The following is a 26,860-nucleotide window of genomic DNA, read 5'->3' as shown; positions in this document are numbered from 1 at the left end:
CGAGCGCGGCGCTCGTCCGTCCTCACCCCTGCGGGCGAAACCGGGTGTGAACCGTCGCGTTGACAACCGCCCCGAAACTGGGAAGCCTGAGGTCATCCAGTCCGATCGCAGTGCCGCGGCACGGGAAGAAGCCGGTGATGACCTCGATCGACGACCCCACCGACGACCTATCGGTCACCCCGCCCAAGACCTGGGCGGCCGGCGTTCCCGGGGTGGTCCACGCACTCGAGTACTCGCTGGCGCAGACCTCGGCCACGCGCACCGCGCTCACCCTGCTCAACGTCAACCAGACCGCGGGCTTCGACTGTCCGGGCTGCGCCTGGCCGGAGCCCGAGCACCGGCACAAGAACGAGTACTGCGAGAACGGCGCCAAGCACGTCAGCGACGAGGCGACCACCCGCCGGGTCACCCGCGAGTTCTTCGCCACCCACACCGTCGACGAACTCGACGCCACCTCCGACTACTGGCTCAACCAGCAGGGCAGACTGACCGAACCGATGGTCAAGCGCCCCGGCGCCGCCCACTACGAGCCGATCGGCTGGGACGCCGCCCTCGACCTGATCGCCGAGACGCTGCGCGGCCTCGCCTCGCCGAACGAGGCGCTGTTCTACACCTCGGGCAGGCTCAACAACGAGGCCGCGTTCCTGCTGCAACTGTTCGCCCGCGCCTACGGCACCAACAATCTGCCCGACTGCTCCAACATGTGCCACGAGTCCAGCGGTTCTGCGCTGAACCAGACCCTGGGCGTCGGCAAGGGCAGCGTGTCGCTGGAGGACATCTACGCCGCCGACCTGATCTTCGTCGTCGGGCAGAACCCCGGCACCAACCATCCCCGGATGCTCTCGGCGCTGGAGCGGGCCAAGCGCAACGGCGCGAAGGTCGTCGCGGTCAACCCGCTGCCCGAGGCCGGGCTGATCCGGTTCAAGAACCCGCAGGTCCCGCGCGGGGTGATCGGGCGCGGCACCGCGATCGCCGATTACTTCTTGCAGATCCGACCGGGCGGTGACCTCGCGCTGTTCCAGACCCTGAACCGGCTGCTGCTCGAGGCCGAGGACGCCGCCCCCGGCACCGTCCTGGACCACGAGTTCATCCGCGAACACACCCACGGCTTCGCCGAGTTCGCCGCGCACGCCAGGGGGATCGGCTGGGACGCCGCCCTCGAAGCGACCGGCCTGACCCGCGCGGCCATCGAGGACGTGCACGCGGCGGTGCTCGGCTCGCGACGGATCATCGTGTGCTGGGCGATGGGCCTGACCCAGCACAAGCACGGGGTGCCCACGATCCGCGAGATCGTCGACTTCCTGCTGCTGCGGGGCAATCTCGGCCGCACCGGAGCGGGCGTGTGCCCGGTCCGCGGACACAGCAATGTGCAGGGCGACCGCACGATGGGCATCTGGGAACGGGTACCGCAGACCTTCCTCGACGCCCTCGGCGCCGAGTTCGGCTTCACCCCGCCGACCGCGCACGGCCTGGACTCCGTCGCCGCGATCCGCGCGATGCGCGACGGTCAGGCGAAGGTCTTCGTCGGCGTCGCGGGCAATTTCGCACGGGCGACACCGGACAGCGCGGTGACCGAGGCCGCCCTGCGGCAGTGCGCGCTCACCGTGCAGATCTCCACCAAACTCAATCGCTCGCACACGGTGTGCGGTGAGACCGCGCTGATCCTGCCGACCCTGGGCCGCAGCGATCGCGACATCCAGGCCACCGGCGAGCAGTTCGTCACGGTGGAGGACTCGATGAGCGAGGTGCACGCCTCGCGAGGTCGCCTCGACCCGGCCTCGCCGCACCTGCTCAGCGAGGTCGCCATCATCTCCCGGCTCGCCCAGCGCACCCTCGGCGCCACCCCGGCGATCCCGTGGGCGGAGTTCGAAGCCGACTACAACACCGTGCGCGACCGGATCTCGCGGGTGGTGCCCGGCTTCGAGAACTTCACCGAGCGCGTCGAGCGGCCGGGTGGACTGCGGCTGATCAACCCGGTCAACCGGGGCATCTACCGCACGGCCAGCGGCAAAGCGGAATTCACCCGCAACGAGTTCACCTTCCTCGACGTGCCGCCCGGTCACCTGCTGTTGCAGTCGCTGCGCTCGCACGACCAGTGGAACACCATCCCGTACGCGAACAACGACCGCTACCGGGGCATCCACAACGCGCGCCGGGTGGTGATGGTCAACCCGGACGATCTGGCCGAGCTCGGCCTGGCCGACCGCGACGTGGTCGATCTGGTCAGCGTCTGGACGGACGGGGTCGAGCGGCGCGCGGAGAACTTCGTCGTGGTCGCCTACCCGGCCAGCCGTGGCTCGGCGGCGGCCTACTATCCGGAGACGAACGTGCTGGTCCCGCTCGACAGCGTGGCCGACATCAGCAACACCCCTACCTCGAAGGGCATCGTGGTCCGGCTCGAACCGCGCCACAGCGCCGGGTAGGGGTGCTGGCTACACTCGCAGCTATGTCCGTGCGCACCCGTCAGCCACTCGTTCCCGGCACCCAGTCGCCGATCCGGGACGTCCCGCGTTCCATCGAGCGTCCCGAGTACGTGTGGAAGAAGACCGCCAACGAAGGGCGCGAGCCCTGGGTGCAGACCGCCGAGACCATCGAGAAGATGCGGATCGCGGGCAAGATCGCCGCGCAGGCCCTCGAGGAGGCGGGCAAGGCGGTCGCGCCCGGCGTCACCACCGACGAGCTGGACCGGATCGCCCACGAGTACATGTGCGATCACGGCGCCTACCCCTCGACCCTGGGCTACAAGGGCTTCCCCAAGTCCTGCTGCACCTCGCTCAACGAGGTCATCTGCCACGGCATCCCCGACTCGACCGTCATCGAGGACGGTGACATCGTCAATATCGATGTCACCGCCTTCATCCACGGCGTGCACGGTGACACCAACAAGACCTTCCTCGCCGGCGACGTGGACGAGGAGGTGCGCCTGCTGGTCGAGCGCACCGAAGAGGCCACCAACCGGGCCATCAAGGCGGTCAAGCCGGGCCGTGCGCTCAATGTGATCGGGCGCGTCATCGAGGCCTACGCCAATCGTTTCGGCTACGGCGTCGTCCGCGACTTCACCGGCCACGGCGTCGGTCCCACCTTCCACAGCGGCCTGGTCATCCTGCACTACGACCAGCCCAGCATCGAGTCGGTCATCGAGCCCGGCATGACCTTCACCATCGAGCCGATGATCAACCTCGGCGGGATCGACTACGACATCTGGGACGACGGCTGGACCGTGGTCACCAAGGATCGCAAGTGGACCGCCCAGTTCGAGCACACCCTGGTGGTCACGGAGACGGGCGCGGAAATCCTCACGCTGCCGTGAGTCGGTCCGTGGCATGAGCGGCGATCTGCGCGGGGCGCTGCTGATCGCGGGCACGACCTCCGACGCCGGGAAAAGCGTGGTGGTCGCGGGGATCTGCCGAATGCTCGCGCGGCGTGGCGTGCGGGTGGCGCCGTTCAAGGCGCAGAACATGTCCAACAACTCCGTCGTCACCCTCGACGGCGGGGAGATCGGGCGGGCGCAGGCGTTGCAGGCGCGGGCGTGTGGGTTGGAGCCGAGCGTGCGGTTCAATCCGGTGCTGCTCAAGCCCGGCAGCGATCGGCGCTCGCAGCTCGTCGTGCGCGGCAAGGCCGTCGGGACCGTCGGCGCGCGTGACTATTTCAGGCGCAGGCAGCAGCTGCGTGAGGTGGTGGCGGACGAACTCGCTTCCCTGCGTGCGGAATTCGACGTGGTGATCTGCGAGGGCGCCGGATCACCCGCCGAGATCAATCTGCGGGCCACGGATCTGGCCAATATGGGTCTGGCGCGCGCCGCCGAGCTGCCCGTGCTCGTGGTCGGTGATATCGACCGAGGGGGAGTGCTGGCGCACCTGTTCGGCACCGTCGCGGTGCTGGAACCCGAAGACCAGCAGCTCATCTCGGGCTTCCTCGTCAACAAGTTCCGTGGTGACGTCGCCCTGCTCCAACCGGGCCTCGACCAGCTGACCGTCCTGACCGGCCGCCCCACCCTGGGCGTGCTGCCGTTCGCCGACGACCTCTGGCTCGACGCCGAGGACTCCCTCGGCACCGTCGCGGGTACCCCGGTCGGTCGCCCCGGCCCACCCCACGGCACCGACTGGCTCACCGTCGCCGCCGTCCGGCTGCCCCGCATCTCCAACTCCACCGACATCGAAGCCCTCGCCTGCGAGCCCGGCGTCGCCGTCCGCTGGGCCGACGGACCCGATCAGATCGCCACCGCCGATCTCGTCGTCGTGCCCGGGTCCAAGTCGACGGTTTCCGACCTGGCGTGGTTGCGCGCCAAGGGGATCGACGCGGCGCTGCACGCCCGGGCCGCCGCGGGGCGCCCGATCCTCGGGATCTGCGGCGGCTACCAGATGCTGGGGCGTCGCATCGTCGACGGCGTCGAACACGTCGGGTCCGCGGGGGATCAGGGTGCCGTCGCCGCGTCGGCCGAGGACGGGGACGCGGCGCGGCCCTGCGTGGTGGACGGGCTCGGATTGTTCGACCTCGCCATCGAATTCGCGGAGCCCAAGATCGCCCGCCAGGTCGTCGGCGAGGCGGGCGCGCTGCCGGTGCACGGCTACGAGATCCACCACGGCCGCGTCCGGCACAGCGCCGACGCGCCCTGGCTCACCATCGACGGAGCTCCCGAAGGCAGTGTGCGGGCATCGATCTGGGGCACCCACGTGCACGGCCTCCTCGAATCCGACGAGTTCCGCCGCGCCTGGCTGACCGAGGTCGCCCGGCACGCGGGGCGCACCGGATTCCGCGTCGCCCCGGACACCTCGGTGGCGGCCACCCGTACCGCGCAGCTCGACCTGCTGGCCGACCTGGTCGAGCGGCACGTCGACCTGGCCGCCCTCGACGCCCTGATCAGCCGCGGCGCACCACGGGAGCTACCGGTCGTCCACAGCGAACTCGACCGCCCCACCGTCGGCTGAACGCTCAGCTCTCGCCGGGGGTGTTCGGCTTCGAAACATCGGCACCGGCAGGGGAATCGGCTCCGTCGGCCGCCGCGGTGACAGCAGGTCTCGCCCGCGCCGGCGCGGAGGCCGCGAGGCCGAACACCAGGGCGGGCCCGCCGAGGACGAGGACGCCGAGCAGCCAGATGAAATCGGTGGCCGCGGCCCTGGCCGAGCGATAGGCGAAGCTGTCCACGCCGATATCGATGAGGACCATCCGGGCGCTGACGGTGTCACCTGATCGCACATCGAACAGGCGCACGGCGCTGCCGTCCTCGACGTTCGTGCCGATGCCGGCCCGACTGCGGCCGCCCATCAGCCCGCGCGAGCTCTCGTCGACGTGGACGGTGACCTCGCGACCGAACCCCAACAGGTAGGCGGTGGCGTTGATCGGCTGGGTGATCCCGAACAGTGCGCCCGCGCCGAAGAAGAGGGCGCCGACAGCGCACAGCACACGCTGGATGATTCGCTTCACAAGCCCCCCGTGAACGCCGATCGATCGGTTCGGCCGTCATCGTACGGCGTGCCCGGCGCCGCCGGGAGGGGAACTCCGCACACCTCCTCGCTCCGGTACGTGGCTCGTACCGCACCCGTCGCCCGCTGTGCGGCCGCTCTCCTCACAGCCGCGACCGGCCCGCTGTGACAGGTCTGGCAATTCGGGCCCTCCGGATTGGGAAAGCCCAGGACACGGGCAAAAACAGACCGGCCGGGCGGAGCGCAACACGCTGCCGTGTTCAACCGGGCCGTGTACCGTACACCGGCATGAAATCTCGGCGGATCACGGTCGGTGACCGGGCCTGGACAGTGCGGGTCGACGGCCCACAATCGCGGCACAATGTGCTGTTGCTTCCCGATGCGGACGATCCGGCCGACGTGTTCGACACCGTGTGCGCGCGGCTGCACGAATCCGATCTGCAGACCGTCGTGCTGGAGTCCGTCGAGGGGCTCGAGCCCCCGGCCGTCCACGCGATTCTCGACGAACTCGAGCTGCCGTATGTGAACGTCGCGGGACGCGGTGCGGGCGCGGCGCTGGCCTGGCGGCTGTGCGCGGGCCGGTTCGGGCGGTTCATGAGCCTGGTGGTCGCCGATCACGGCCATCCGGCGGTGCCCGACGCCGACGGCACGGCTCCCGACGCGTCCTGTCCGCCGCTGGAGCTGCCGGTGACCATGCTGGTCACCAAGAGCCTGCCGCGTGCCGTGGCCGATGCCTCCGGCCGCTACGTCTACGGCGAGTTCCGGGTGGTCCCGGTCGAGGTCGACAACATCGCCACCGAGGGCGCCCACGAACTGGCCACCGAGATCGTCCTGCGGACCAGCCTCTGGTGAGCGGCGGCCGGGACCTCGCGGTCCCGGCACGCCACCCGGCTCAGTTCTTGCGGTAGGCCGCCAGCCAGTCCAGCCAGCTGTCCGTCTCGGCGAAAGCGTTGGCGCGCACCGCTTCCGAGGACAGGAACACATCGTGGCGGGCGCCGTCGATCGGCACGATCGTGGTGCGCTCGCCCAGGCAGCCCGCCCAGCGCTGGATCTGCTTGACGTCGAGCACGGCGTCGGCGACATCGACGGCGGGGCTGTGGGCCCGCGCGAATCTGGTCAGCCGCGAGCGCAGGATGAGCGCGGGCACCCCGATCGCCAGTCCCTGGTGCAGGCGGGCCTGTCCGCGCCGGATGGCGCGCAGCCAGCCCAGCCGCACCGGCTCGCCACTGAGCGGCTTCCAGTCCAGGTTGTAATCCCACTCGCCCTTGCGGCTGTGATGCAGGCTGTCGCCGTAGGCGGTGCTGACGCCCACGGCGGGCAGCTGCGCGAACGCCCTGACCTTGCCGACGGCGTTGATGATCGGCGTGCCGACGGTGCGGTAGTACGCGGGCCCCTGCAGGTCGAACCACGGGCTGTTGAGCACGACGCCGACCACGCCTGCCGCGGCGCTGCCGCCGGCGGCCTCGAGCCGGTCCAGCCACAGCGGCGCCACCAGTCCGCCGGTGGAGTGCGCGACGATCAGGACGTCGTTGCCGGTCTCCGCGCGCGCGATCCGCAGCGCCTCGTTCAGCTCGGCGTCGTAGAGCGCCAGGTCGCTGACGAAGTGCGCGCTCTGCCCGGCCCGCCGCGAACGACCACATTTACGCAGGTCGAGAGCGTAGAAGCGGTGGCCGCGGGCCGCGAAGTGCTCGGCCACGTGCTCCTGGAAGAAGTAGTCGGTGAACCCGTGCAGATAGAGCACGGTCGGCTCGGTGGCCGGTGCGGCGGCGTCGGGCAGATAGCGCACGAGCGTGGCCACCACCTCGCCCTCACCGTCGGGATCGGGGCCCAGCGGCAGGGTGCGCTGCTGGTAGTCGGTGCCGAGGACATCGGATTGCCACTGCTCATCGGTCCGATCGGCGGTGCCGGCGGGATCGAGTGAGGTTTCGTTCGTCACACCGCTCAATCTATCGCGCGGTCAGCGCGACGTGCAGTGTTGGTTTAGATCACATTCGGTAGGTCGGTTGCGGTACTACGAACGGCTGAGGTGCACAATTGGCTTCAGGTGAACGACGGGTAACCTACTCCCCGGCGATTCACCGCGAGTCGCACCAAACCACGAAGCGCCCGCGCCCAAGCGAACTCACCCCGGTGGGTAGCTGAGAAGGACAAGGAAGTCGAAGTACCCGTGTCGAACGCTGCGAAGACTGAAAAGACCGATGTAGTTCTCATCGGCGCAGGCATCATGAGTGCCACGCTGGGCGCGCTGCTGCGGCAGCTGCAGCCGGAGTGGACCATCTCGGTGTTCGAGCGGCTCGACGCCGCCGCCGCGGAGAGCAGCGATCCGTGGAACAACGCGGGCACCGGGCACTCGGCGCTGTGCGAACTCAACTACAGCCCGCAGAACGCCGACGGCTCGGTCGACATCGGCAAGGCCGTCGACATCAACGAGCGCTTCCAGGTCTCCCGGCAGTTCTGGGCCTCGGCCGTCGACACCGGCGTCCTCGACGACCCGTCCGGGTTCATCAACCCTATTCCGCACGTCAGCTTCGTGCACGGCGCCGACAACGTCGACTACCTGCGCAAGCGCTACGAGGCGCTGGCACCGCACCCGCTGTTCCGCGGCATGGAGTACATCGACAGCCCCGACGAGTTCGCCGCGCGCCTGCCGCTGATGGCCAAGGGCCGTGACTTCGCCGACCCGATCGCGCTGAACTGGACCGACGGCGGCACCGACATCGACTTCGGCGCGCTCACCAAGCAGCTGCTGGCCTACATCGGCAAGTCCGGCGGCGAGATCGCCTTCGGCACCGAGGTCCGCGACCTCGCCAAGCAGTCCGACGGCAGCTGGAACGTCACCGTCCGCAACCTGCGCACCTTCCGCAGCCGCACCGTCAACGCGAAGTTCGTCTTCGTCGGCGCCGGTGGTGGCGCGCTGCCGCTGCTGCAGAAGTCCGGCATCAAGGAGGCCAAGGGCTTCGGCGGCTTCCCGATCAGCGGTCAGTTCCTGCGCTCGACCAACCCGGAGCTGATCGCCGCGCACGAGGCCAAGGTCTACGGCAAGGCCGCCGTCGGCGCGCCGCCGATGTCGGTGCCGCACCTGGACACCCGCGTCATCAACGGCCGCAAGGGCCTGCTGTTCGGCCCCTATGCAGGCTGGACCCCGAAGTTCCTCAAGGACGGCTCCAACACCGACCTGTTCAAGTCGATCAAGCCGAACAACATCGGTTCGCTCGTCGGCGTCGGTCTCACCGAGATGGGCCTGACCAAGTACCTGATCAGCGAGCTGCTCAAGTCGCAGAACGGCAAGATCGGTGTGCTCGAGGAGTTCCTGCCGCGTGCCGAGGGCCGCGACTGGGAGCTGATCACCGCCGGTCAGCGCGTGCAGGTCATCCGGAAGAAGGGTGCGGGCGGTGTGCTCGAGTTCGGCACCGCGGTCATCTCCGCCGAGGACGGCACCATCGCCGGCCTGCTCGGTGCCTCGCCGGGCGCCTCGACCTGTGTCACCGCGATGCTCGACGTCATGCAGCGCTGCTTCCCGCGCGAGTACGCCGACTGGACCCCGCAGCTGAAGCAGATGATCCCCTCGCTGGGCCAGAAGCTGTCGGAGAACCAGGCCCTGTTCCAGGAAGTCTGGGACTGGACCAACAAGTCGCTGAAGCTGGACGCCAACAACACGCCCGCGCAGCCGGAGGCGGCCACCTACGCGCAGGTGTGATAGCAAGACGCGATGATGTCAACGGTCGCATTGAGACGGGCGTGGGCGGCGGATCTGGACCCCGCCACCCTGTACCGGTTGTTGAAACTGCGCGTCGAGGTATTCGTCGTCGAGCAGGCCTGCGCCTATCCCGAGCTGGACGGGCGTGACCTGCTGCCGGAGACCCGGCACCTGTGGCTCGACGACGAGGGCGAGGTCATCGCCACGCTGCGGCTGCTCGAAGAGCACGAGGACGGGGTGACCAGCTTCCGGCTCGGTCGGCTGTGCACGGCCGTGCCCGCCCGTGGGCACGGCTACACCACCCGGTTGCTGCAGGCGGCGCTGGCCGAGACCGGTTCGGCCACCGTCCGTCTGAACGCGCAGTCCTACCTGGTCGACATGTACGCCAAGTACGGCTTCGTTCCCGACGGCGAGGAATTCCTCGACGACGGCATCCCGCACGTCCCGATGCGTCGGGGCTGACAGTCCACTCGCGAGGTCCCCGGCACGGTGCCGGGGACCTCGCGTCTTTCCGGCGCCGACGCCCGGGGTCCGGTCGTGATCATGGCGCGAATACAGTGGGGGCGTGCCTGGTTTTGCTGATGTCGCCGCTGGTCCGCACACCGCCGCTCGCTCGGCGGGTGAGGCGGGCTTCCCGTTCTCGGCGGTCGTCGGCCAGGAGCGCCTGCAGCTGGCATTGATCTTGTCGGCGGTGCACCCCGGGATCGGTGGCGTGCTGGTGCGGGGCGAGAAGGGCACCGCGAAGTCGACGGTGGTGCGCGCGCTGGCCGAGTTGCTGCCGCCGGTCGTCGACGAGAGCGGCGCGCGGCCCGCCCGGCTCGTGGAACTGCCGGTGGGCGCCACCGAGGACCGTGTCGTCGGGTCGATCGACCTCGAACGGGTCCTGCGCGACGGTGAGCAGGCGTTCCGGCCCGGTCTGCTGGCCGCGGCCCACCACGGCGTGCTCTACGTCGACGAGGTGAACCTGCTGCACGATCACCTGGTCGACGTGCTGCTCGACGCGGCGGCCATGGGCCGGGTCCACGTCGAGCGCGACGGTGTCTCGCATTCGCATCCGGCGCGATTCGTGCTGGTGGGCACCATGAACCCCGAGGAGGGCGAACTCCGGCCCCAGCTGCTGGACCGGTTCGGCCTCACCGTCGACGTGGCCGCCTCCCGCGTGGTGGACACCCGGATGGCGGTGGTGCGCAGGCGCCTGGACTACGAGGCCGACCCCGCCGGCTTCGCCGCCCGCTACGCCGACGCCGATGCCGTTGTCGCCGAACGGATTCTGACCGCGCGCGACCGGCTGCCCGGCGTGACCCTCGACAACGCCGAACTGCGGCGGATCGCGGCGCTGTGCGCGGCGTTCGACGTCGACGGGATGCGCGCCGATCTGGTCGTCGCCCGGACCGCCACCGCGCACGCCGCATGGTGCGGCCGCGACCGGGTCACCGCAGACGATGTGCGGATCGCCGCCGAGCTGGCCCTGCCGCACCGGCGCAGGCGCGATCCGTTCGACGAGCCGGGGATCAGCGAGGAGCAGCTGGACGAGGCGATGCGGTCGGCCGCCGACGAGGTCGACAAGGCCTCGGCCACCGAGGAATTCGACGACGATCCGCGAGGCGAGACGCCCGGCGACGATCGCGACGGCGACGCGTCCGGCAGCTCGGGACCGCGCGCGGTCGACGACGGTGCCGACCGAGGCCCTGCCGACGAGGGGCCCCAGGGCCCCGAGGACGGGGGACCGGCCGACCCGGGTCCCGACGACGGCGGACCCGACGATCAGGGTCCCGACGACGGTGGTCCCGACGGCCCCGACGACAACCCGGGCGGCGGCCCCCACGGCGGCGGATCCCGGCCCGCGGCCGACAGCGTCTCCGGCACACCGGGTTCCGTCTCGAAGCCCGCACCGCGCTGGGAGGTTCCCGGCATCGGCGAAGGCGCGCCGGGCCGCCGGTCCCGCGCCCGGACCCGCACCGGCCGCATGGTGCGCCCCAGCACCGACACCTCGACCGGGCTGCACCTGCTGGGCACCGTCTTCGCGGCCGCGCCTCGGCAATTCGAGCGCGGCCGGTTCAGCGGTCCGCTGGCGCTGGCCGCCGAGGACCTGCGTGGCGCGTATCGCGAAGGGCGCGAAGGGAATCTGGTGGTGTTCGTCGTCGACGCATCCGGGTCGATGGCCGCGCGCGACCGGCTCACCGCCGTCACCGGTGCCATCGTCACCCTGCTGCGCGACGCCTACCAGCGCCGCGACAAGGTGGCCGTGATCAGCGTGCGCGGCAGCGCGGCCGAACTGGTCCTCCCGCCGACCTCCTCGGTCGACATCGCCGTGCGCCGCCTGGCCGGTCTGCGCACCGGTGGCAAGACCCCGCTCGCGGCGGGCCTGCTGAAGGCGCGCGAGGTGATCGCCCGCGAACACGTCCGCGACCCGCGCCGCCGCCCGATGCTGGTACTGCTGACCGACGGCCGCGCCACCGGTGGTGTCGATCCGCTGCCCCGCGCCCGCGCCACCGCGCGTCTGCTGGCCGGGGAGGGACACACCGCGATGGTCATCGACTGTGAACGCGGCATGATCCGGCTCGGCCTCGCCGCCGAGCTGGCCCGTGACCTGCGGGCCCGCTACCTGCGCCTGGACGAACTCACCGGCGACAGTGTCGCCGATGTCGTCCGGGCGACCGGCGCTCGCGCGGCCTGACCTGAGCGCCCGCACCCGGCGACCTGGGCGATCGACGGGGCGGCATCGGCCGGTCGCGCGTCGCCGCCGAGGATGTTCCCCGACGGTAGTGGGAGGGTCAGGCGGCCGGAGGACGCCCTGATAGAAATGGTGAGCGACAGTCGCGCGACCGGTCGACCGGTGCGCCGTCGGGTGCTCGAGGCACTGGCGCGGTCGTCCATCGACAGTGCGGTCCACCCGGGCCGCGGACCGGCGCGTCGGTGCCGAGAAGGAGGAGTCTTCGTGCCCAAGGGTGTTCCGGAAGTCGTGCCGGAGGACGGCCTCACGACACGGCAGCGGCGCAACCAGCCGGTGCTGGCCGTCCACACGGGCCCGGGCAAGGGCAAGTCCACCGCCGCCTTCGGGATGGCGTTGCGGGCCTGGAACCAGGGCTTCGACGTGGCCGTGTTCCAGTTCGTCAAGAGCGCCAAGTGGAAGGTCGGCGAGGAAGCCGCGTTCCGCACGCTCGGTGAGGTGCACGAGCGGACCGGTGCCGGTGGCGCGGTCGAGTGGCACAAGATGGGCGAGGGCTGGTCGTGGACCCGCAAGCACGGCACCGAGGAAGATCACGCCGCCGCCGCGCTGTCGGGCTGGCAGGAGATCTCGCGACGGCTCGCCGCCGAACAGCACCGCTTCTACGTACTCGACGAGTTCACCTACCCGCTCAAGTGGGGGTGGGTCGATGTCGACGAGGTCGTCGAGACGCTGACCAGCCGCCCCGGTAACCAGCACGTCGTCATCACCGGCCGCGACGCGCCGCAGGCCTTGATCGACGCCGCCGATCTGGTCACCGAGATGACCAAGGTGAAGCACCCGATGGACGCGGGCCGCAAAGGCCAGCGCGGGATCGAATGGTGACCGTCACCGTGACGGACGCGCCCCTGTCCGTCGCCCCCGCCCGGACCGGCGACGCGACGATGTCGAGCACGGGTTCCGGCCCGCGCGGCGTCGCGGTGAGCTGGTTCGGTTGCGGTCCTCGGTGCGGTGACGGCACGGGCGAGGTGCGGCGATGAGCGCGCCGGCCGTGGTGATCGCCGCCCCGGCATCCGGCAGCGGCAAGACGACTCTGGCCACCGGCCTGATCGGCGCGCTGCGCCGGGCGGGTCATCGGGTGGCGCCGTTCAAGGTCGGCCCCGATTACATCGACCCCGGCTATCACGGTCTCGCGGCCGGGCGGCCCGGCCGCAATCTGGATCCTGTTCTGGTGGGCGAGGATCGGGTGCTGCCGCTGTATCGGCACGGCGCGCACGGCTGCGATATCGCCGTCGTCGAAGGCGTGATGGGCCTGTTCGACGGTCGCATCGACGAGAACCGGACCGAGGCGGTCGCCGAAGGCTCCACCGCGCAGGTCGCGAGCCTGCTCGGGGCGCCGGTGGTGCTGGTCGTCGACGCGCGCGGACACTCCCAGAGCCTGGCCGCGCTGCTGCACGGCTTCGCCACCTACGACTCTTCGGTCCGGCTGGGCGGGGTGATCCTCAACCGGGTCGGCAGCGAACGCCATGAGCAGGTGCTGCGCGCGGCGTGCGATCGCGTCGGCATCCCGGTCCTCGGTGCGCTGCCGCGCATGGCTGAATTGGAAGTTCCCTCACGGCATCTGGGGCTGATTCCGGCGGTCGAGCACGGCACCGCCGCCACCGCAGCGGTCGACGCGATGACCGAACTCGTCGCGGCCCACATCGATCTCGCGGCGATCGTCGACCTCGCGGGCGGGTCGGTCCGAGGTCCGGCTTGGGACCCCGCGAGGGAACTGACCGCGGGCAGCGAAGCGCGGACAGGACCGACCGACGCGATCGTCGGCACCACCGGCAGCGGTCCGCTGATCGCGATGGCCGGGGGACCGGCGTTCACCTTCGGCTACGCCGAACATCGCGAGCTGCTGCTCGCGGCAGGCGCCCAGGTGGTCGTCTTCGATCCGCTGACCGACGAACTCCCCTCCGGTACAGCGGGATTGGTGCTGCCCGGGGGTTTTCCCGAGGAGCATGCGGGCGCCCTGTCGGCCAACGAGAAGTTGCGCGCGGCGATCGCCGAAGGCGCCGCCCGCGACCTGCCGATCCACGCCGAATGCGCGGGCCTGCTCTACCTCACCCGCTCCCTCGACGGCCATCCGATGGCCGGCGTCATCGACGCCGACGCCGAATTCGGCCCCCGCCTGACCCTCGGCTACCGCGACGCCGTCGCCCTGCACGACTCCACTCTCTGGCAGGCAGGCACCCGCGTCCGTGGCCACGAATTCCACCGCACTCGTCTCACCCGGGTCGGCCCGGAGAACGCCGCCTGGGGCTGGCGCACCACGGCTTCGGTCACCGAGGGCGCGGTGATCCGGCAGGTCCACGCCTCGTACCTGCACACCCACCCCGCCGGAAACCCGGCCGCCATCACCCGATTCGTCGCTGCCGCACGTCGATTCGATCGATGACGGCGAAGCGATGGACAGCGCCGACGCGATGATCGAGCAGACGGCGGGCAGGGGCGCGGTGATCGTCGGGCTCGGCGTCCGACCTGGTACCGACGCGGAAAAGATCACTCGTGCGGTCGAATCGGTCGTCGCGGGGTCCGCCGCCGTGACCTGCCTGGCGACGATCGACCGTCGCGCGGCCGATCCCGGGGTCCGCGCGGCCGCGGCGGCGCTCGGTGTGCCGGTGGTCGCGTTCGGCGCCGAGCAGCTGGCCGAGGTCGAGACGCCGACTCGCTCCACTCGGACGGCGCGGGCCGTCGGCACGGCCTCGGTCGCGGAGGCGGCGGCATTGCTCGCGGGCAGGGGCGAACTGTTGTGCGGGCGAACCGTTGTGGACGGCGTCGTAGTCGCCGTCGCGACGGTGGGGGCGAGCGACTCGGATTAATTCGCTGGGCAAGATCACCTCCGCCCCGTACCGTCATCTCCAGCAGCAGCACGGCGGACCGGATCCGGTCGGTTACCTTCAGATGGGGATGTCGCGGGTTCGAATCCCGTCCACCACCGCGCGGTGGTGGTAGCTCAGTTCGGTAGAGCGCCTTCCGGTCGGGACACACACGTCCGCTGTGCGGCTGCGGTGCACAGGAGCAGGACGGACCGGATTCGGTCGGTTATCTGGCGAGGACTCACAGTCCAGCAGGTTCGAGCCCTGCGGCGGAAAGCGATTTCCGTTTCCCGGCCGAGACACCCATGTCCGTCCGCTTCGCGCATCGTCACACGCCCCGGTGGGTCCCGGGGCCGAAACCGCAACGCCGGTCGCTGTATCGGAGGGGGAACAATGAACATTCTGTCGCGATTTTCGCGTCGCAGCACGCCGCAGACCAGTCCTGCCGATGCCCGGCAGGTCGTCAACGCCGCGGGCGGCTACGTCTTCGAGATCACCCCGCAGGCCCGGGTGCGCCGATTCCTCACCCTCGGAACGGAATCCGGAACCTACTACGTCAGCGCCGCCGCGCTGACCGCCGACAATGCCGAGTTCATCGCCGCGTACGCCGCCGAGCACACCGCCGACCTGGTGCGTGAGATCGTCGAGATCTCCACCGGCGGGCGTGCCCCGCGACCGAACCCGGCCCTGTTCGCGTTGGCGGCCGCCGCCGCGCTCGGTGATGTCGACGGTCGCCGGGCCGCGCTCGCGGCGCTGCCGCTGGTCGCGCGCACCGGCACCCATCTGTTCCTGTTCGCCGGCTACGCCGAGCAGTTCCGCGGCTGGGGTCGCGGCCTGTCCCGCGCGGTCGCGAACTGGTACCTGGACAAGCCGGTCGGTGACCTGGCGTTTCAGGTCGTGAAGTACCGGCAGCGTGAAGGCTGGTCGCACCGCGACCTGCTGCGCCTGTCGCACCCGGCGACCACCGAGGACGAGCGGCGCAGGCTGTTCGACTGGATCTGTGGCCGCACCCCGGACCTCGACGGCCTCGACCTGGTCGACGGTTTCCAGCGCGCGCAGTCCGCACCGGTCGAGCAGGTACCCGAGCTGGTCCGTGAGTACCGGCTGAGCTGGGAGATGCTGCCCGACGCCGCGCTGAACACGCCCGAGGTGTGGGAGGCGTTGCTGGACAACGGCATTCCGCAGACGGCGCTGCTGCGTCAGCTGCCGCGCCTGACCCGGCTCGGCCTGCTGGCTCCGCTCGGTCCGCGCACCGCGGCGATCTGCGCGCAGCTCGGCGACCCGGAGCGGCTGCGCAAGGCACGCGTGCACCCGGTCGCGGTGCTGATCGCGCTGCGCACCTACGCGTCCGGGCGTTCGGCACGTGGCGCCGGTACCTGGACGCCGTCGGCACCGGTGGTGGACGCGCTCGACGCGGCCTTCTACGCGGCGTTCGAGACGGTGCGCCCGACCGGTCTGCGGCACCTGCTGGCGCTGGACGTGTCCGGGTCGATGACGTCGCCGATCGCCGGGCTACCGCTCTCGGCGCGCGAGGCCTCGGCCGCGCTCGCCCTGGTCACGGCCCGGACCGAGGAGCGGCACCAGATCGTCGGGTTCACCGCGACGGGCACCCGCTGGCAGGGGGCACGCAACCTGTCCCCGCTGGCCATCTCGCCGCGGCAGCGCCTCGACGACGCCGTGCGCGCGGTGTCGGGTCTGCCCTTCGGCGGGACCGACTGCTCGATGCCGATCCTGCACGCGCTGGAGCAGGGCATCGAGGTGGACGTGTTCTCGGTGTACACCGACAACGAGACGTGGGCGGGCTCGGTGCACCCGCACCAGGCGCTGGCCCGCTACCGCCGCGAGGTGAACCCGCGGGCCAAGCTCGTCGTGGTCGGCATGACCGCGACGAGGTTCAGCATCGCCGATCCCGACGACGCGGGCATGCTCGACGTCGCGGGCTTCGACGCCGCCGTGCCGTCGCTGCTGGCCGACTTCGCCACGGCCGCCTAGGAAATCGCCGGCCGCCGCGACCTCGTTGTCGCGGCGGCGGCTTTCCTCTCGCGAGGTCGGGTCGTCAGGGGGCGACCGAGGACCAATCCGCGAAACCGGTGGGGTCGTGGCGGCCCATCGAGGCGTGCTCGAACAGGCCCCAGCCCTCGGCGTCGCCGCAGCGGGCGTAGCCGATGTGGTCGATCACGCCGTAGGGGGTGCGGGCGATGATCGCCGGGTCGGTGAGGTCGTAGGAACTCGACAGCGACCAGTCCCGGCCCATCCAGCGGCCGTGGGTCCAGTCGGGGTCGGGGCCGTAACCGCAGCCGACGTGCAGGGCGATACCGGGCCGGGACTCGATCTCGACCTCGAGCGGCTTGCCGTCGGGGGTGGTCATGTCCAGGCGCACCGACTTCGGGTGCCGGGTGCCCGGCTCGTAGGTCCAGTGCATCCGTGGCCAGCCCAGCTGTTCCTTGCGGCCGTCGTGCCAGATCCGGACCGCGTTGTTGAGCGTGCGGGTGCCGTCGGGCTCTTCCTGCACGATCACCACGATGGCGAACTCGTCGAAGCGCAGCGGCGCGTACAACCACCAGAACCCGCCCGCGCCCTCGGCCGCGGCGCGCCCTGGCGGCTCCGGCTCGCCCGAGGGCCGGATGCCCCAGGAGCGGTCGCGACTGCCGGTCCACGCCGCCGGGTCGACGGTGATGTCGCGCCCGTCGACGGCGAGCGTGCCCGCCCAGGAACCCAGCTGGGCGAACCGGGAGGCCTCGATGATCGGCCGGGTGCCGGACAGGATCAGGTGCGGCTGCTCCTGCACCGCCGGGTGCGCGCCGGTCCAGGTGAGGTCGAAGCCGAGGTCCTCGTGCTCGCACACCACCCGCAACTGCCGCAGCGGCTCGATCACCTCGATCCGGTAGCCGCCCACCGCCGTGGTCAGATCGCGCGAGGTGAGCGCGTCGGAGAAGCGCACGCTGCGCTGGGTGTCACCGTGGCGCACCGTCGCGAACGCGTCGACCACACCGAGGTTCGGGTAGACGCCGAACCCGGTGATCAGCATCGCGTCGCCGGCGGGGTCGAAGGCGTTGAAGTAGTAGCGGTCGTAGAAGTTGCGGTCGCTGGTGGCCACCCTGGCCAGCGACAGCGGGGTCTGGTGGACCGGGTATTCGTCCAGGGGGACGGGCATGATCGCGTTCATGGTCGTGTCTCCTTCTCAGTCCCACTCGTAGGTGCCGTCGAGCAGAGCCTCGAGGCTGAGCCGGTGCATCACGTAGTCGTCGAGCTCGGCGGGCACGGTGTCCTCACCGAAGTGGATCATCCGCCGCTTGATCCGGGCCATCACGATCGCGTGCCGCAGCGCGGCGTAGATGATGTAGAAGTCCAGATCGCGGACCGTATGTCCGGTCAGCTCTTCGTATTTCGCGACCACCGCGTCCTTGCGCAGGAAATCGGGCAGGCCGGGCTGATCGAAGCGGGTGGCGATGTCCTGGAAGAAGCGGTGGATGAAGATCACCCAGCCCAGGTCGAGTTCGCGCGGGCCGAACGTGGCCATCTCCCAGTCCAGCACCGCGGCGGGGGTGAACCCGTCGAACAGGATGTTGCCGGGGCGGGCGTCGCCCCAGTTCAGCACCTCGGGGCCGGTCTCGGCGGGCCAGTTGGCCTCGAGCCACTCGAAGGTCCGCTCGATCAGCGGGATCTCGACGCCGTCGTCGGTCAGCGCCCACCGGTACCAGGCGCGCTGGGCCTCGAAGTGCCTGCGCAGCGCCGGACCCTCGCCGTCGAGGCGCGGGAAGCGACGGGCGATGTCGTCGATGGCGTGGATGCGGGCGATCACGTCGACGGTCGCGTCGGCGATCCGCGCGCGTTCCTCCACAGTCGCGTCGAACACCCAGCCGAAGAAGACGTACGGCGGGTTGTCCGCGGGCGCGCGTCCGTCGACCTTCTCCATCACCAGGAACGGCGAACCGAACACCGATTCGTCGAGTTCGAGCCAGCGCAGCACCGGCACGGCGACGTCCGAGGCCGCGCCGACGCCCGCCATCACCTCGTACTGCATCGGCAGGTCATAGGAATCGAAGACCGGGAAGGAGCCGTCCTCGGGTGCCATCCGCAGCACGAACGAGCCGCTCTCGACGACCCCGCCGACCGACCATTCGGCGTCGAACAGGATGGTCGTGCTCGACATGCCGCCGGTGGCGGGCTTGCTCGGATTGCCGACCTTCGGCGGTACGTCGGCGCCGACCTTGCCGGCCAGCCACTGCGACAACTGCTCGGCGAGCTCGTCGAGGTCGCGCTCGGTGACCGTGAGCGACTGTTGCGCGGTGGGATCCGGATCGTCGGACATCTATGAGTACCCCTGTCGGCGAGATGGAACACGTTCGATACCGGCGTACCGGACGGCCGACGGGAATGTAAGCCGTCAGTCGGTGAGTGAGATTCAGGGTTGACACGGTAAAGATGGGGGTTTTCCCGGACGCGCTCGTCCACGACACCAGTTAGCTTCGGTAGCAATCGAACTCGACGAGGAGGCAACGGTGACCGCCGTGACCACGCAGCGCGCCCACGACGCGATCGCGAGCCCGCCGCCACCGCCGCCGATCTGGCATCCGGTGACGCGGCTCGCCTTCCGGTTCAGCGTCGCCTATCTGGGTCTGTTCTGCCTGTGGATGGCGCAGATCACCTTCGTCTTCCTCGGGGTGTTCGCGCTGCACCTGCCCGAGGACGCCGTCGCCTGGCAGATGCTCTCACTGGCCCCGGTGAGCCGCTGGATCGGCGAGCACGTGTTCGGGGTCGAGGCGGAGCTGGTCATGAACGGCAGCGGCGACCAGGCCGCGATCTGGATCCAGTGCGGGCTGGTGCTGGTGGCCGCGATCCTGGTCACGGTGGTCTGGTCGGTGCTCGACCGGCGCAGGCGCGCCTATCCGCGGATGGCGAGCTGGTTCCTCACCCTGCTGCGGCTGTGCGTCGGCGGGCAGATGCTGTTCTACGGGTTCGCCAAGCTCATCCCGACCCAGATGCCCGAGCCCGCGCTCACCACCTTGCTCACCCGCGTCGGTGACCTGAGCCCGATGTCGATGCTGTGGACCCAGGTCGGCTCGTCCCCGGCCTACGAGATATCGCTGGGTGCGGCCGAGGTGCTCGCCGGGTTGCTGCTGTTCTGGCCGCGCACGGCCACCCTCGGCGCGATGCTCAGCGTGATCAGCATGGCGCAGGTGTTCCTGCTGAACCTCACCTTCGACGTGCCGGTGAAGATGCTGTCCGGGCATCTGCTGCTGATGAGCCTGGTGCTGCTGGCGCCGCAGGCCCGGCGACTGGCGAATGTGCTCGTGCTGGAACGTGATTCGGGACCTCTCGGCCAGCCGCCGCTGTTCGGCTCGGCGCGGGCGAACCGGTGGGCGAGCGTCGTGCAGATCGCGACGGGCCTGTGGATCGTCGCCGGCTGCCTCTACCTCGGGGAGAAGTCCTGGGACGAATACGGCGGTGGCGCACCGAAACCCGAGCTCTACGGGATCTGGGACGTCACCGAGTTCACCGCCGAGGCGACCCCGGTGCCGCCGCTGACCACCGATCCGGTGCGCTGGCAGCGTTTGATCGTCGACGCGGGCTCGGCGGGCTATCAGCGGATGGACGACTCGATCGTGCCGGTGGTCGCCGCTTTCGACCCCGAGGCGCACACGATGACCCTCACCGCCGCGCCGTCGGCACCGGGCGAAACGCCCACGGCGGTCACCACCTTCACGGTCGACCGGCCCGCCGACGACCGGCTGACGCTGCGCGGCGAGCTCGACGGCAAGCCGGTGACGGTCACCCTCACCCGGCTGGATCTCGACAGCTTCCCGTTGCGCGGCACCGACTTCCGCTGGGTGCAGAACAACCCGTATGCCGGCGGCTGAGATCAGCCGGTGAAAGTGCCGGTCTGATTGCGCCAGTGCGGTGACGGCGCGAACAGCGCGCCGGAGCCGGAGACGAAGGCCGCCGCGGCGCGGGCATCGCCGCGCAGCCGCGCGGCCAGCCACGCCGTCGGATAGCCGAGGAAGCCGTACACGCCGGTGCCACAGGCGAGCTGGTTGTCCGCGCAGCCGGGATCGCCCTGGATATCGTTGTGGTCGGCGCCCTCGAGCGTCGCCCACACCTTCGGCACGGTGAGCGCGTCGTAGTAGGCGCGGTGGGACTGGACGCCGACGACCTCGACCGGCAGCGACTGCTCCGACGGGGAGATCAGGGTGTCGGCCGAGCCGTTGATCAGGAACACCGAGCCGGTATCGATCGCGGCCGGATCGGTGCAGCTGAGGGCATCCGAGCACAGGCCGGTGCGGGGCAGTTCGACGGTGATCGCGGTGCGGATCGCCCCACCGGCGCGCCGCATCGCGTTGAGGGCACCGGACGCGCCCTGGGAATGACCCACCACGCCCACCGCCGTGTGGTCGAGCCGCCCGGCGAAAACGCTGGTCGGATCGGCGGATTCGGCGATCAGGCGGTCGAGTGAGGCGAGGATGTCGATACCGGAACCGGTGTACTGGTTCTGCGTGGCGATCACCACGAATCCCCACGACGCGAAGTGCCGCAGCAGATGCCGGTACTGGGTGGGCACCGCCTGCGTGCCGTCACCGAACAGCACGATCGGATGGCCGGTGCCGAGCTCGCTCGGATACCACAGGTCGAACGCGGCACCGGTGGTGTCGCAACACAGTTCGCCGATCCGCTCGGTCACGGCGAACGGGCCCGGCGCGGCGTAGTGCGCTTCGACACCGGCCGCGGGCTCGTAGGTCGGGGCGGCGACGGCGGGCCCCGGCCCTGCCAGCAGAAGGGCGGCGATGATCGGGACGAGGCGGGACCAGGCGGGCATGGGTCGCGAGTGTACGGGGCGCACCGGTCAGGTCAGTGTGATGGCGTCCAGGCGCACGCGCAGGAAGTCGGCCCGGCGCAGACTCTCGCCCACCTCGCGCCGCACCGCGGCGGCCGCGGCACCGCCGGTGCGCCAGCGGGCCAGATCGACCGAGGCGATGGCGCCGCTCATGCCGGCGTCTCCCTGGTCGGTGCGTCGGCGCCGCCGATGTCCTCGAACCACAGGTCGGGGCGGTCGGCGATGAACTCGGTCATCAGCGCCACACACCGCGGATCGTCGAGGACGAGCACCCGTACGCCGTGGTCGGCGAGCCAGTCGTGGCCGCCGTGGAAGGTGCGCGCCTCGCCGATGATCACGGTGCCGATGCCGAACTGGCGGACCAGGCCGCTGCAATACCAGCACGGCGACAGGGTGGTCACCATGATCGTGGAGCGGTAGTCGCGGCGACGCCCCGCGGCGCGGAAGGCGTCGGTCTCGGCGTGCGCGCTCGGGTCGTCGTTCTGGACCCGGCAATTGTGGCCGCGTCCGAGCAGCGTGCCGTCGGCGTCGAACAGCGCGGCGCCGATGGGGACACCGCCCTCGGCCCGCCCGCGCAGGGCTTCGTCGTAGGCCACGGCGAGAAGTGCGTCCGGCTCGGTCATGGTCTCCACTGTCGCGCCACCGGGACCCCACGGCAACGCGGGCGCGCCGACGGCGGGCGATCGCGGCGGCGGTGTCGGCGGGCCCGTTCGGCGGGCGGCGAGCCAGGAACTAGGCTGGGACACTGTGCCGAACACGTCTGACACCGCATCGACCCCGCCCGCAGGCGACCCGAACTACCTGGTCGGGCTCGATCTGCGCGGACGCAGAGTAGTTGTGGTCGGCGGCGGCACCGTCGCCCAGCGCCGCCTCGGCCTGCTGGTGGCCGCGGGCGCCGACGTCCACGTGATCAGCAAGGCGGTCACGCCGGCCGTCGAAGGCATGGCGACCGCCGGTCAGATCACCGTCGAACTGCGTGCCTACGCCGACGGCGACCTCGACGCGGCCTGGTACGCGATGGCCTGCACCGACGAACCCGAGACCAATGCCGCGGTGGTCGCCGAGGCGACCGCGAAGCGGATCTTCTGCGTGCGCGCCGATGTCGCCCGTGACGGCACCGCCGTCACCCCCGCCACCGCCCGCTACGACGGGCTGACCCTCGGCGTGCTGGCCGGTGGCGCGCACCGGCGCTCGGCCGCCGTGCGCAACGGCCTGCTCGAGGCGCTGCAATCCGGTGTGGTGACCGACGATTCGGAGCCGGTGACCCCCGGCGTCGCCCTGGTCGGCGGCGGACCGGGCGACCCGGACCTGATCACCGTGCGCGGCCGCAGGCTGCTCGCCCGCGCCGATCTGGTCGTCGCCGATCGGCTCGCGCCGCCGGAACTGCTGGCCGAGCTGGGACCGCACGTCGAGGTGATCGACGCGGCGAAGATCCCCTACGGCCGCTCGATGGCGCAGGAGGCGATCAATCTGGCCCTGGTCGAAGGGGCCAAGGCGGGCAAGTTCGTCGTCCGGCTCAAGGGCGGCGACCCGTACGTGTTCGGCCGCGGGTACGAGGAGCTCGAAGCCTGCGCCGAGGCGGGGATCCCGGTGACCGTGGTGCCCGGCATCACCAGCCCGATCTCGGTGCCCGGCGCCGCGGGCATCCCGGTGACCCATCGGGGCGTGACCCACGAGTTCGTCGTGGTCAGCGGGCACGTCGCCCCCGATCACCCCGATTCGCTGGTCGACTGGGCGGCGCTGGCCAAGCTGCGCGGCACCCTCGTGCTGATGATGGCCGTGGAGCGGATCGACAAGTTCGCCGACGCGCTGCTGGCCGGTGGCCGCCCGGCCGAGACGCCCGCCGCGGTCATCCAGGAGGGCACGCTGCGCACCCAGCGGGTGGTACGGGCTGATCTGGGCACGGTCGCCGAGAAGGTCAAGTCCGAGGGCATCCGGCCGCCGGCGATCATCGTCATCGGCCCGACCGCGGGTTTCGGGCTGGACTAGCTTCGCGGGCCGCGCACCCGTGCGTTGCCGCCGCGCCAATTACACTGCCTCGTTGTGCTCGATAAACCCGCTGCGACGATGCAGTATCCGGTGACGAAGCGGGCCTTCGGCCTCGCCATCCTCGTACTGAGCGGCCTGCAGCTCATGGTCGTGCTCGACGGCACCGTCGTGATCTTCGCCCTGCCGCGCCTGCAGGAGGAGATGGGGCTGTCCAGCTCGGGCAGCGCGTGGACGGTGACCTCCTACGGCCTGACCTTCGCCGGGCTGATGCTGCTCGGCGGCAGGCTCGGTGACGCGTTCGGCCGCAAGCGCATGCTGATCTACGGCGTCGGCCTGTTCACCGCGGCCTCGCTCGCCTGCGGCCTGGCCACCGGCGAGGCGATGCTGCTGATCTCGCGCGCCTTCCAGGGCGCCGGTGCCGCGATCGCGGCACCGACCGCGTTCGCGCTGGTGGCCACCACCTTCGCGCCGGGGCCCGCCCGCAACCAGGCGATCGCGATCGTCGGCTCCATGGCGGGTATCGGCTCGGTCGGCGGCCTGGTCGTCGGCGGTGCGCTCACCGAGTTCTCCTGGCGCTGGATCTTCCTGATCAATGTGCCGATCGGCGCGCTGATCGTGCTCGGCGCGGTCTACAAGCTCACCGACACCGCCCACCACCGCACCCCGCTCGACATCAAGGGCGCCATCCTCGGCACACTCGCCTGCGCGACGATCGTGTTCGGCGCGACCGAGGGCCCGGCGATGGGCTGGACCAGTCCGCTCATCCTCGGCTCGCTGATCGGCGGTTTCGCGCTGCTGGTGGTCTTCGTGCTCACCGAGCGCCGCGAGGCCGATCCGCTGCTGCCGTGGTCGCTGTTCGACAGCCGCGACCGGGTCGCCACCTTCGCGCTGATCTTCCTGGCGGGCGCGGTGCTCGGCGCGATGACGTTCTTCGTGGCCCAGCTGTTGCAGAACGTGCTCGGCTACAGCCCGTTGCAGGCCGGTGTCGCCTCGATCCCGTTCACCATCGGCATCGGTGTCGGCGGCGCGGTGGCGTCGAAGGCGGCGCTGGTGATCGCGCCGCGCTGGCTGCTGTCGGCGGCGGCGGTCGTGCTGGCCTGCGGGCTGCTGTTCGGGTCGACGCTGGACCGGCACGTGCAGTACCTGCCGACCCTGCTGGCGCTGCTGCTGGTGATCGGCTTCGGCGTCGGCGTCGCCATGGTGCTGGCGCCGCTGTGCGTGCTGGTCGGGGTGCCGTCGTCGAACATCGGCCCGCTCTCGGCGGTCGGGCAGATGTTCATGAACCTGGCGACCCCGATCGCGATCGGCCTGCTCAGCCCGATCGCCGCCTCGCGCACCCTGTCCCTGGGCGGGCGCGACGGCCGGGCCGCGGACATGACCACGGCCGAGATCGACGCGCTCAACAGCGGTTACACCCTGGTGCTGCTGTGCTGCGCCGGTCTGGCGGTGCTCGCCGCACTGGTCGCGCTGACGTTGCGGTTCACCCCGCAGCAGCTGGTCCAGGCCCAGCACGCCCAGGACGAGGCCCAGCGCGCCTGAGACCGCCGGGCCCCGGTCCGCTCAGAGGCGACCGGCGACCCGGTGCGGGGTGATCCGCACGATCACCCGCTCCGCGTCGTCGACGGAGGCCGGGTTGAACTCGCGGTAGGGCTTGCCGGTGTACTTGAGCGACATCTCGTCGGGCAGCGCGCGCTCCGGATCCGGGATGGTGGTGGCCGTGCCCCGGATCTCGGCGTAGAGGAACGGCCGCTCCGGCGGGTTCACCATCACCGTGATCCGCGGGTCGCGCACGAGGTTCTTGGCCTGCTGCCGCGCGACGGTGGTGGAGAACAGCAGCTCGTCGCCCTCGCGCTTGATCCAGACGACGGTCAGATGCGGGTGCCCGTTCGCGCCGACCGTGGCGACGGTCGCGTAGACCTTCTCCTCGTCCAGATACGACTTCAGTTCGTCGGAAAGCACTGCGGTATCAGTCACGCTCCGGGACAACGCGTCCCGCGGCGGGCGCATTCCGCCCGCCGCGAAACGGCCGGTCCTACGGCGCGTCGACGGTGTGCGCGTCGGCGATGGTGAGCGCCTGGTCGAGAATCGCCAGCCCCTCTTTGACCTCGGACTCGGTGATCACGCACGGCGGCACCACGTGCAGCCGGTTGAAGTTCACGAATGTCAGCAGTCCGCCGCGCCGACAGGCGGCGACGAGTTCGGTCATCGCGGGACTGGTGCCGCCGTAGGGGGCCAGCGGTTCCCTGGTGGCACGGTCGCGTACCAGCTCGAGCGCCCAGAACACCCCGAGCCCGCGTACCTCACCGATGCTCGGATGCCGCTGCGCGAGTTCCCGCAGCCCCGGCCCGATGACCCGCGCGCCGATCTCGGCCGCGTTCTCCACGATCCGCTCCTCGCGCATCGCGGTGATCGTGGCCACCGCCGCCGCGGTCGCCAGCGGATGACCCGAATAGGTGAGCCCGCCCGGGTACGGCCGGTCGGCGAAGGTCGCCGCGATGGCGGCGCTGATCGCGACGCCGCCCAGCGGCACGTAGCCGGAGTTCACGCCTTTGGCGAAGGTGATCAGATCCGGCACAACCTCGAAATTGTCGATGGCGAACCATTTTCCGGTGCGGCCGAAGCCCGCCATCACCTCGTCGGCGATGAACACGATGCCGTGCCGGTCGCACAGCTCCCGCACGCCGCGCATGTACTCGGTGGTCGGCACCATGATGCCCGCGGTGCCCGGCACCGATTCCAGCACGATCGCCGCGATCGTGGCCGGACCCTCCATCGCGATGGTGCGCTCGAGATGCTCGAGGGCGCGCTGGGTCTCCTGTGCTTCGTCGCTCGCGTGGAACTCCGAGCGGTACAGGAACGGGCCGAAGAAGTGCACCACCCCGCTGGTGCCGTGGTCGTTGGGCCAGCGCCGCGGGTCACCGGTGACATTGACCGCCGTCTCGGTACCGCCGTGATAGGAGCGGTACCGCGCGAGCACTTTCGGCCGTCCGGTGTGCAGGCGCGCCATCCGGATGGCGTGCTCGACCGCGTCGGCGCCGCCGTTGGTGAAGAAGATCTTGTCCAGGTCCCCCGGCGTGAGCTCGCTGATCAGCCGGGCCGCCTCGGACCGGGCGGCATTGGCGAAGGCCGGGCCGACCGTGCACAGTTCGGCCGCCTGCGCGGCGATCGCGGCGACCACCTTCGGATGCTGGTGCCCGATATTGGTGTTCACCATCATCGAGGAGAAGTCGAGCAGCCGGTTGCCCTCGCCGTCCCACACGTAGCAGCCCTCGGCGGCGGTGAGGACGATCGGCGACACCTGGGCCTGCGCCGACCAGGAATGGAAGACGTGGCGGCGATCGAGTTCGTAGGCGCGGGCGGCCTCGTCGGAAAGCGTCATCGACAATG

Annotated in this window: 23 protein-coding genes; 14 read left to right on the top strand and 9 right to left on the bottom strand. The window is 70.7% G+C overall.

Going from position 1 to position 26,860, the window contains the following annotated elements; genetic code table 11:
• Nucleotides 1-137: 137 nt before the first annotated feature.
• The 3 genes from ATM97_RS14080 to ATM97_RS14070 are packed head-to-tail and all read left to right on the top strand — an operon-like array spanning nucleotide 138 to nucleotide 4,928.
• Nucleotides 138-2,423, top strand: a complete 2,286-nt coding sequence (locus ATM97_RS14080) for an FdhF/YdeP family oxidoreductase (RefSeq protein WP_218718458.1) — start codon at nucleotides 138-140, stop codon at nucleotides 2,421-2,423.
• A gap of 23 nt (nucleotides 2,424-2,446) precedes the next feature.
• Nucleotides 2,447-3,310: a type I methionyl aminopeptidase gene (gene map, locus ATM97_RS14075; RefSeq protein ID WP_218718457.1), complete on the top strand. Its 864-nt coding sequence runs from the start codon at nucleotides 2,447-2,449 to the stop codon at nucleotides 3,308-3,310.
• A gap of 13 nt (nucleotides 3,311-3,323) precedes the next feature.
• On the top strand, nucleotides 3,324-4,928 hold the full coding sequence (locus tag ATM97_RS14070) for a cobyric acid synthase (protein ID WP_218718456.1): 1,605 nt from the start codon (nucleotides 3,324-3,326) through the stop codon (nucleotides 4,926-4,928).
• Nucleotides 4,929-4,932: 4 nt separating this feature from the next.
• On the opposite strand, the gene ATM97_RS14065 is transcribed toward ATM97_RS14070, so the two are convergent.
• A complete protein-coding gene (locus ATM97_RS14065; protein ID WP_218718455.1) occupies nucleotides 4,933-5,424 on the bottom strand; it encodes a hypothetical protein in 492 nt (163 codons plus the stop codon).
• 287 nt (nucleotides 5,425-5,711) lie between these two features.
• Between ATM97_RS14065 and ATM97_RS14060 the strand changes: the two genes are divergently transcribed.
• Nucleotides 5,712-6,275, top strand: a complete 564-nt coding sequence (locus tag ATM97_RS14060) for an alpha/beta hydrolase (RefSeq protein ID WP_218718454.1) — start codon at nucleotides 5,712-5,714, stop codon at nucleotides 6,273-6,275.
• Nucleotides 6,276-6,315: 40 nt separating this feature from the next.
• Here ATM97_RS14060 and ATM97_RS14055 read toward each other — a convergent pair whose 3' ends face one another.
• A complete protein-coding gene (locus ATM97_RS14055; protein ID WP_218718453.1) occupies nucleotides 6,316-7,359 on the bottom strand; it encodes an alpha/beta hydrolase in 1,044 nt (347 codons plus the stop codon).
• Nucleotides 7,360-7,647: 288 nt separating this feature from the next.
• Here ATM97_RS14055 and mqo point away from each other — a divergent pair, with 288 nt between their 5' ends.
• The 7 genes from mqo to ATM97_RS14020 all read left to right on the top strand — a co-directional run bounded on the left by mqo (nucleotide 7,648) and on the right by ATM97_RS14020 (nucleotide 16,644).
• Nucleotides 7,648-9,120: a malate dehydrogenase (quinone) gene (gene mqo / locus ATM97_RS14050; protein ID WP_255587727.1), complete on the top strand. Its 1,473-nt coding sequence runs from the start codon at nucleotides 7,648-7,650 to the stop codon at nucleotides 9,118-9,120.
• Nucleotides 9,121-9,132: 12 nt separating this feature from the next.
• Nucleotides 9,133-9,582 carry a GNAT family N-acetyltransferase gene (locus ATM97_RS14045; protein ID WP_218718451.1) on the top strand — a complete coding sequence of 150 codons (450 nt, stop codon included), beginning with the start codon at nucleotides 9,133-9,135 and terminating at the stop codon, nucleotides 9,580-9,582.
• A 103-nt stretch (nucleotides 9,583-9,685) separates the two neighbouring features.
• The gene (locus ATM97_RS14040; protein ID WP_218718450.1) at nucleotides 9,686-11,797 is read left to right on the top strand and encodes a magnesium chelatase subunit D family protein; all 2,112 of its coding nucleotides are present in this window, start codon (nucleotides 9,686-9,688) and stop codon (nucleotides 11,795-11,797) included.
• Between the two features lie 261 nt (nucleotides 11,798-12,058).
• Nucleotides 12,059-12,673: a cob(I)yrinic acid a,c-diamide adenosyltransferase gene (gene cobO / locus ATM97_RS14035; RefSeq protein ID WP_218718449.1), complete on the top strand. Its 615-nt coding sequence runs from the start codon at nucleotides 12,059-12,061 to the stop codon at nucleotides 12,671-12,673.
• A 151-nt stretch (nucleotides 12,674-12,824) separates the two neighbouring features.
• Complete coding sequence (locus tag ATM97_RS14030; RefSeq protein ID WP_218718448.1) at nucleotides 12,825-14,231, top strand: cobyrinate a,c-diamide synthase; 1,407 nt, start codon at nucleotides 12,825-12,827, stop codon at nucleotides 14,229-14,231.
• 10 nt (nucleotides 14,232-14,241) lie between these two features.
• Entirely contained in the window at nucleotides 14,242-14,655 is a 414-nt protein-coding gene (locus ATM97_RS14025) for a cobalamin biosynthesis protein (protein WP_255587726.1), read from the top strand.
• A 390-nt stretch (nucleotides 14,656-15,045) separates the two neighbouring features.
• Nucleotides 15,046-16,644, top strand: coding sequence for a TROVE domain-containing protein (locus ATM97_RS14020; protein ID WP_218718447.1), 1,599 nt, complete (start codon nucleotides 15,046-15,048; stop codon nucleotides 16,642-16,644).
• Nucleotides 16,645-16,708: 64 nt separating this feature from the next.
• Here ATM97_RS14020 and ATM97_RS14015 read toward each other — a convergent pair whose 3' ends face one another.
• Together ATM97_RS14015 and ATM97_RS14010 are read right to left on the bottom strand one after the other, a co-directional pair.
• A complete protein-coding gene (locus tag ATM97_RS14015; RefSeq protein WP_255587725.1) occupies nucleotides 16,709-17,818 on the bottom strand; it encodes a hypothetical protein in 1,110 nt (369 codons plus the stop codon).
• 15 nt (nucleotides 17,819-17,833) lie between these two features.
• Nucleotides 17,834-18,964 (bottom strand): phosphotransferase family protein, encoded by a 1,131-nt coding sequence (locus ATM97_RS14010; RefSeq protein WP_218718446.1) that lies wholly within the window; start codon nucleotides 18,962-18,964, stop codon nucleotides 17,834-17,836.
• Nucleotides 18,965-19,154: 190 nt separating this feature from the next.
• On the opposite strand from ATM97_RS14010, the gene ATM97_RS14005 reads away from it, so the two are divergent.
• A complete protein-coding gene (locus ATM97_RS14005) occupies nucleotides 19,155-20,513 on the top strand; it encodes a DoxX family protein (protein ID WP_218718445.1) in 1,359 nt (452 codons plus the stop codon).
• Between the two features lie 2 nt (nucleotides 20,514-20,515).
• Here the strand turns inward: ATM97_RS14005 and ATM97_RS14000 are convergent, their stop codons facing one another.
• From ATM97_RS14000 to ATM97_RS13990, 3 genes are read right to left on the bottom strand one after another with little or no spacing between them, the layout of a single operon-like run.
• On the bottom strand, nucleotides 20,516-21,466 hold the full coding sequence (locus ATM97_RS14000; protein WP_218718444.1) for a hypothetical protein: 951 nt from the start codon (nucleotides 21,464-21,466) through the stop codon (nucleotides 20,516-20,518).
• A 27-nt stretch (nucleotides 21,467-21,493) separates the two neighbouring features.
• Nucleotides 21,494-21,637, bottom strand: coding sequence for a hypothetical protein (locus tag ATM97_RS13995; protein ID WP_218718443.1), 144 nt, complete (start codon nucleotides 21,635-21,637; stop codon nucleotides 21,494-21,496).
• Entirely contained in the window at nucleotides 21,634-22,107 is a 474-nt protein-coding gene (locus ATM97_RS13990) for a nucleoside deaminase (protein ID WP_218718442.1), read from the bottom strand. Before ATM97_RS13990 ends, ATM97_RS13995 begins: the two co-directional genes overlap by 4 nt.
• A gap of 124 nt (nucleotides 22,108-22,231) precedes the next feature.
• Here ATM97_RS13990 and cobA point away from each other — a divergent pair, with 124 nt between their 5' ends.
• Both cobA and ATM97_RS13980 read left to right on the top strand, forming a co-directional pair.
• Entirely contained in the window at nucleotides 22,232-23,473 is a 1,242-nt protein-coding gene (gene cobA, locus ATM97_RS13985) for a uroporphyrinogen-III C-methyltransferase (protein WP_218718441.1), read from the top strand.
• A 78-nt stretch (nucleotides 23,474-23,551) separates the two neighbouring features.
• The gene (locus tag ATM97_RS13980; RefSeq protein ID WP_218718501.1) at nucleotides 23,552-25,012 is read left to right on the top strand and encodes an MFS transporter; all 1,461 of its coding nucleotides are present in this window, start codon (nucleotides 23,552-23,554) and stop codon (nucleotides 25,010-25,012) included.
• Nucleotides 25,013-25,033: 21 nt separating this feature from the next.
• Here the strand turns inward: ATM97_RS13980 and ATM97_RS13975 are convergent, their stop codons facing one another.
• Both ATM97_RS13975 and ATM97_RS13970 read right to left on the bottom strand, forming a co-directional pair.
• Nucleotides 25,034-25,447, bottom strand: a complete 414-nt coding sequence (locus tag ATM97_RS13975; protein ID WP_308248477.1) for a PPOX class F420-dependent oxidoreductase — start codon at nucleotides 25,445-25,447, stop codon at nucleotides 25,034-25,036.
• Between the two features lie 58 nt (nucleotides 25,448-25,505).
• Nucleotides 25,506-26,852, bottom strand: coding sequence for an aspartate aminotransferase family protein (locus ATM97_RS13970; RefSeq protein ID WP_218718439.1), 1,347 nt, complete (start codon nucleotides 26,850-26,852; stop codon nucleotides 25,506-25,508).
• Between the last annotated feature and the right edge of the window lie 8 nt (nucleotides 26,853-26,860).

Source organism: Nocardia sp. MH4, from assembly GCF_019266065.1.
In the GTDB taxonomy this organism is placed as follows: domain Bacteria; phylum Actinomycetota; class Actinomycetes; order Mycobacteriales; family Mycobacteriaceae; genus Nocardia; species Nocardia canadensis.
The sequence above is the reverse complement of the archived record's forward strand: the minus strand, read 5'-3'. Positions and strand labels throughout refer to the sequence as shown.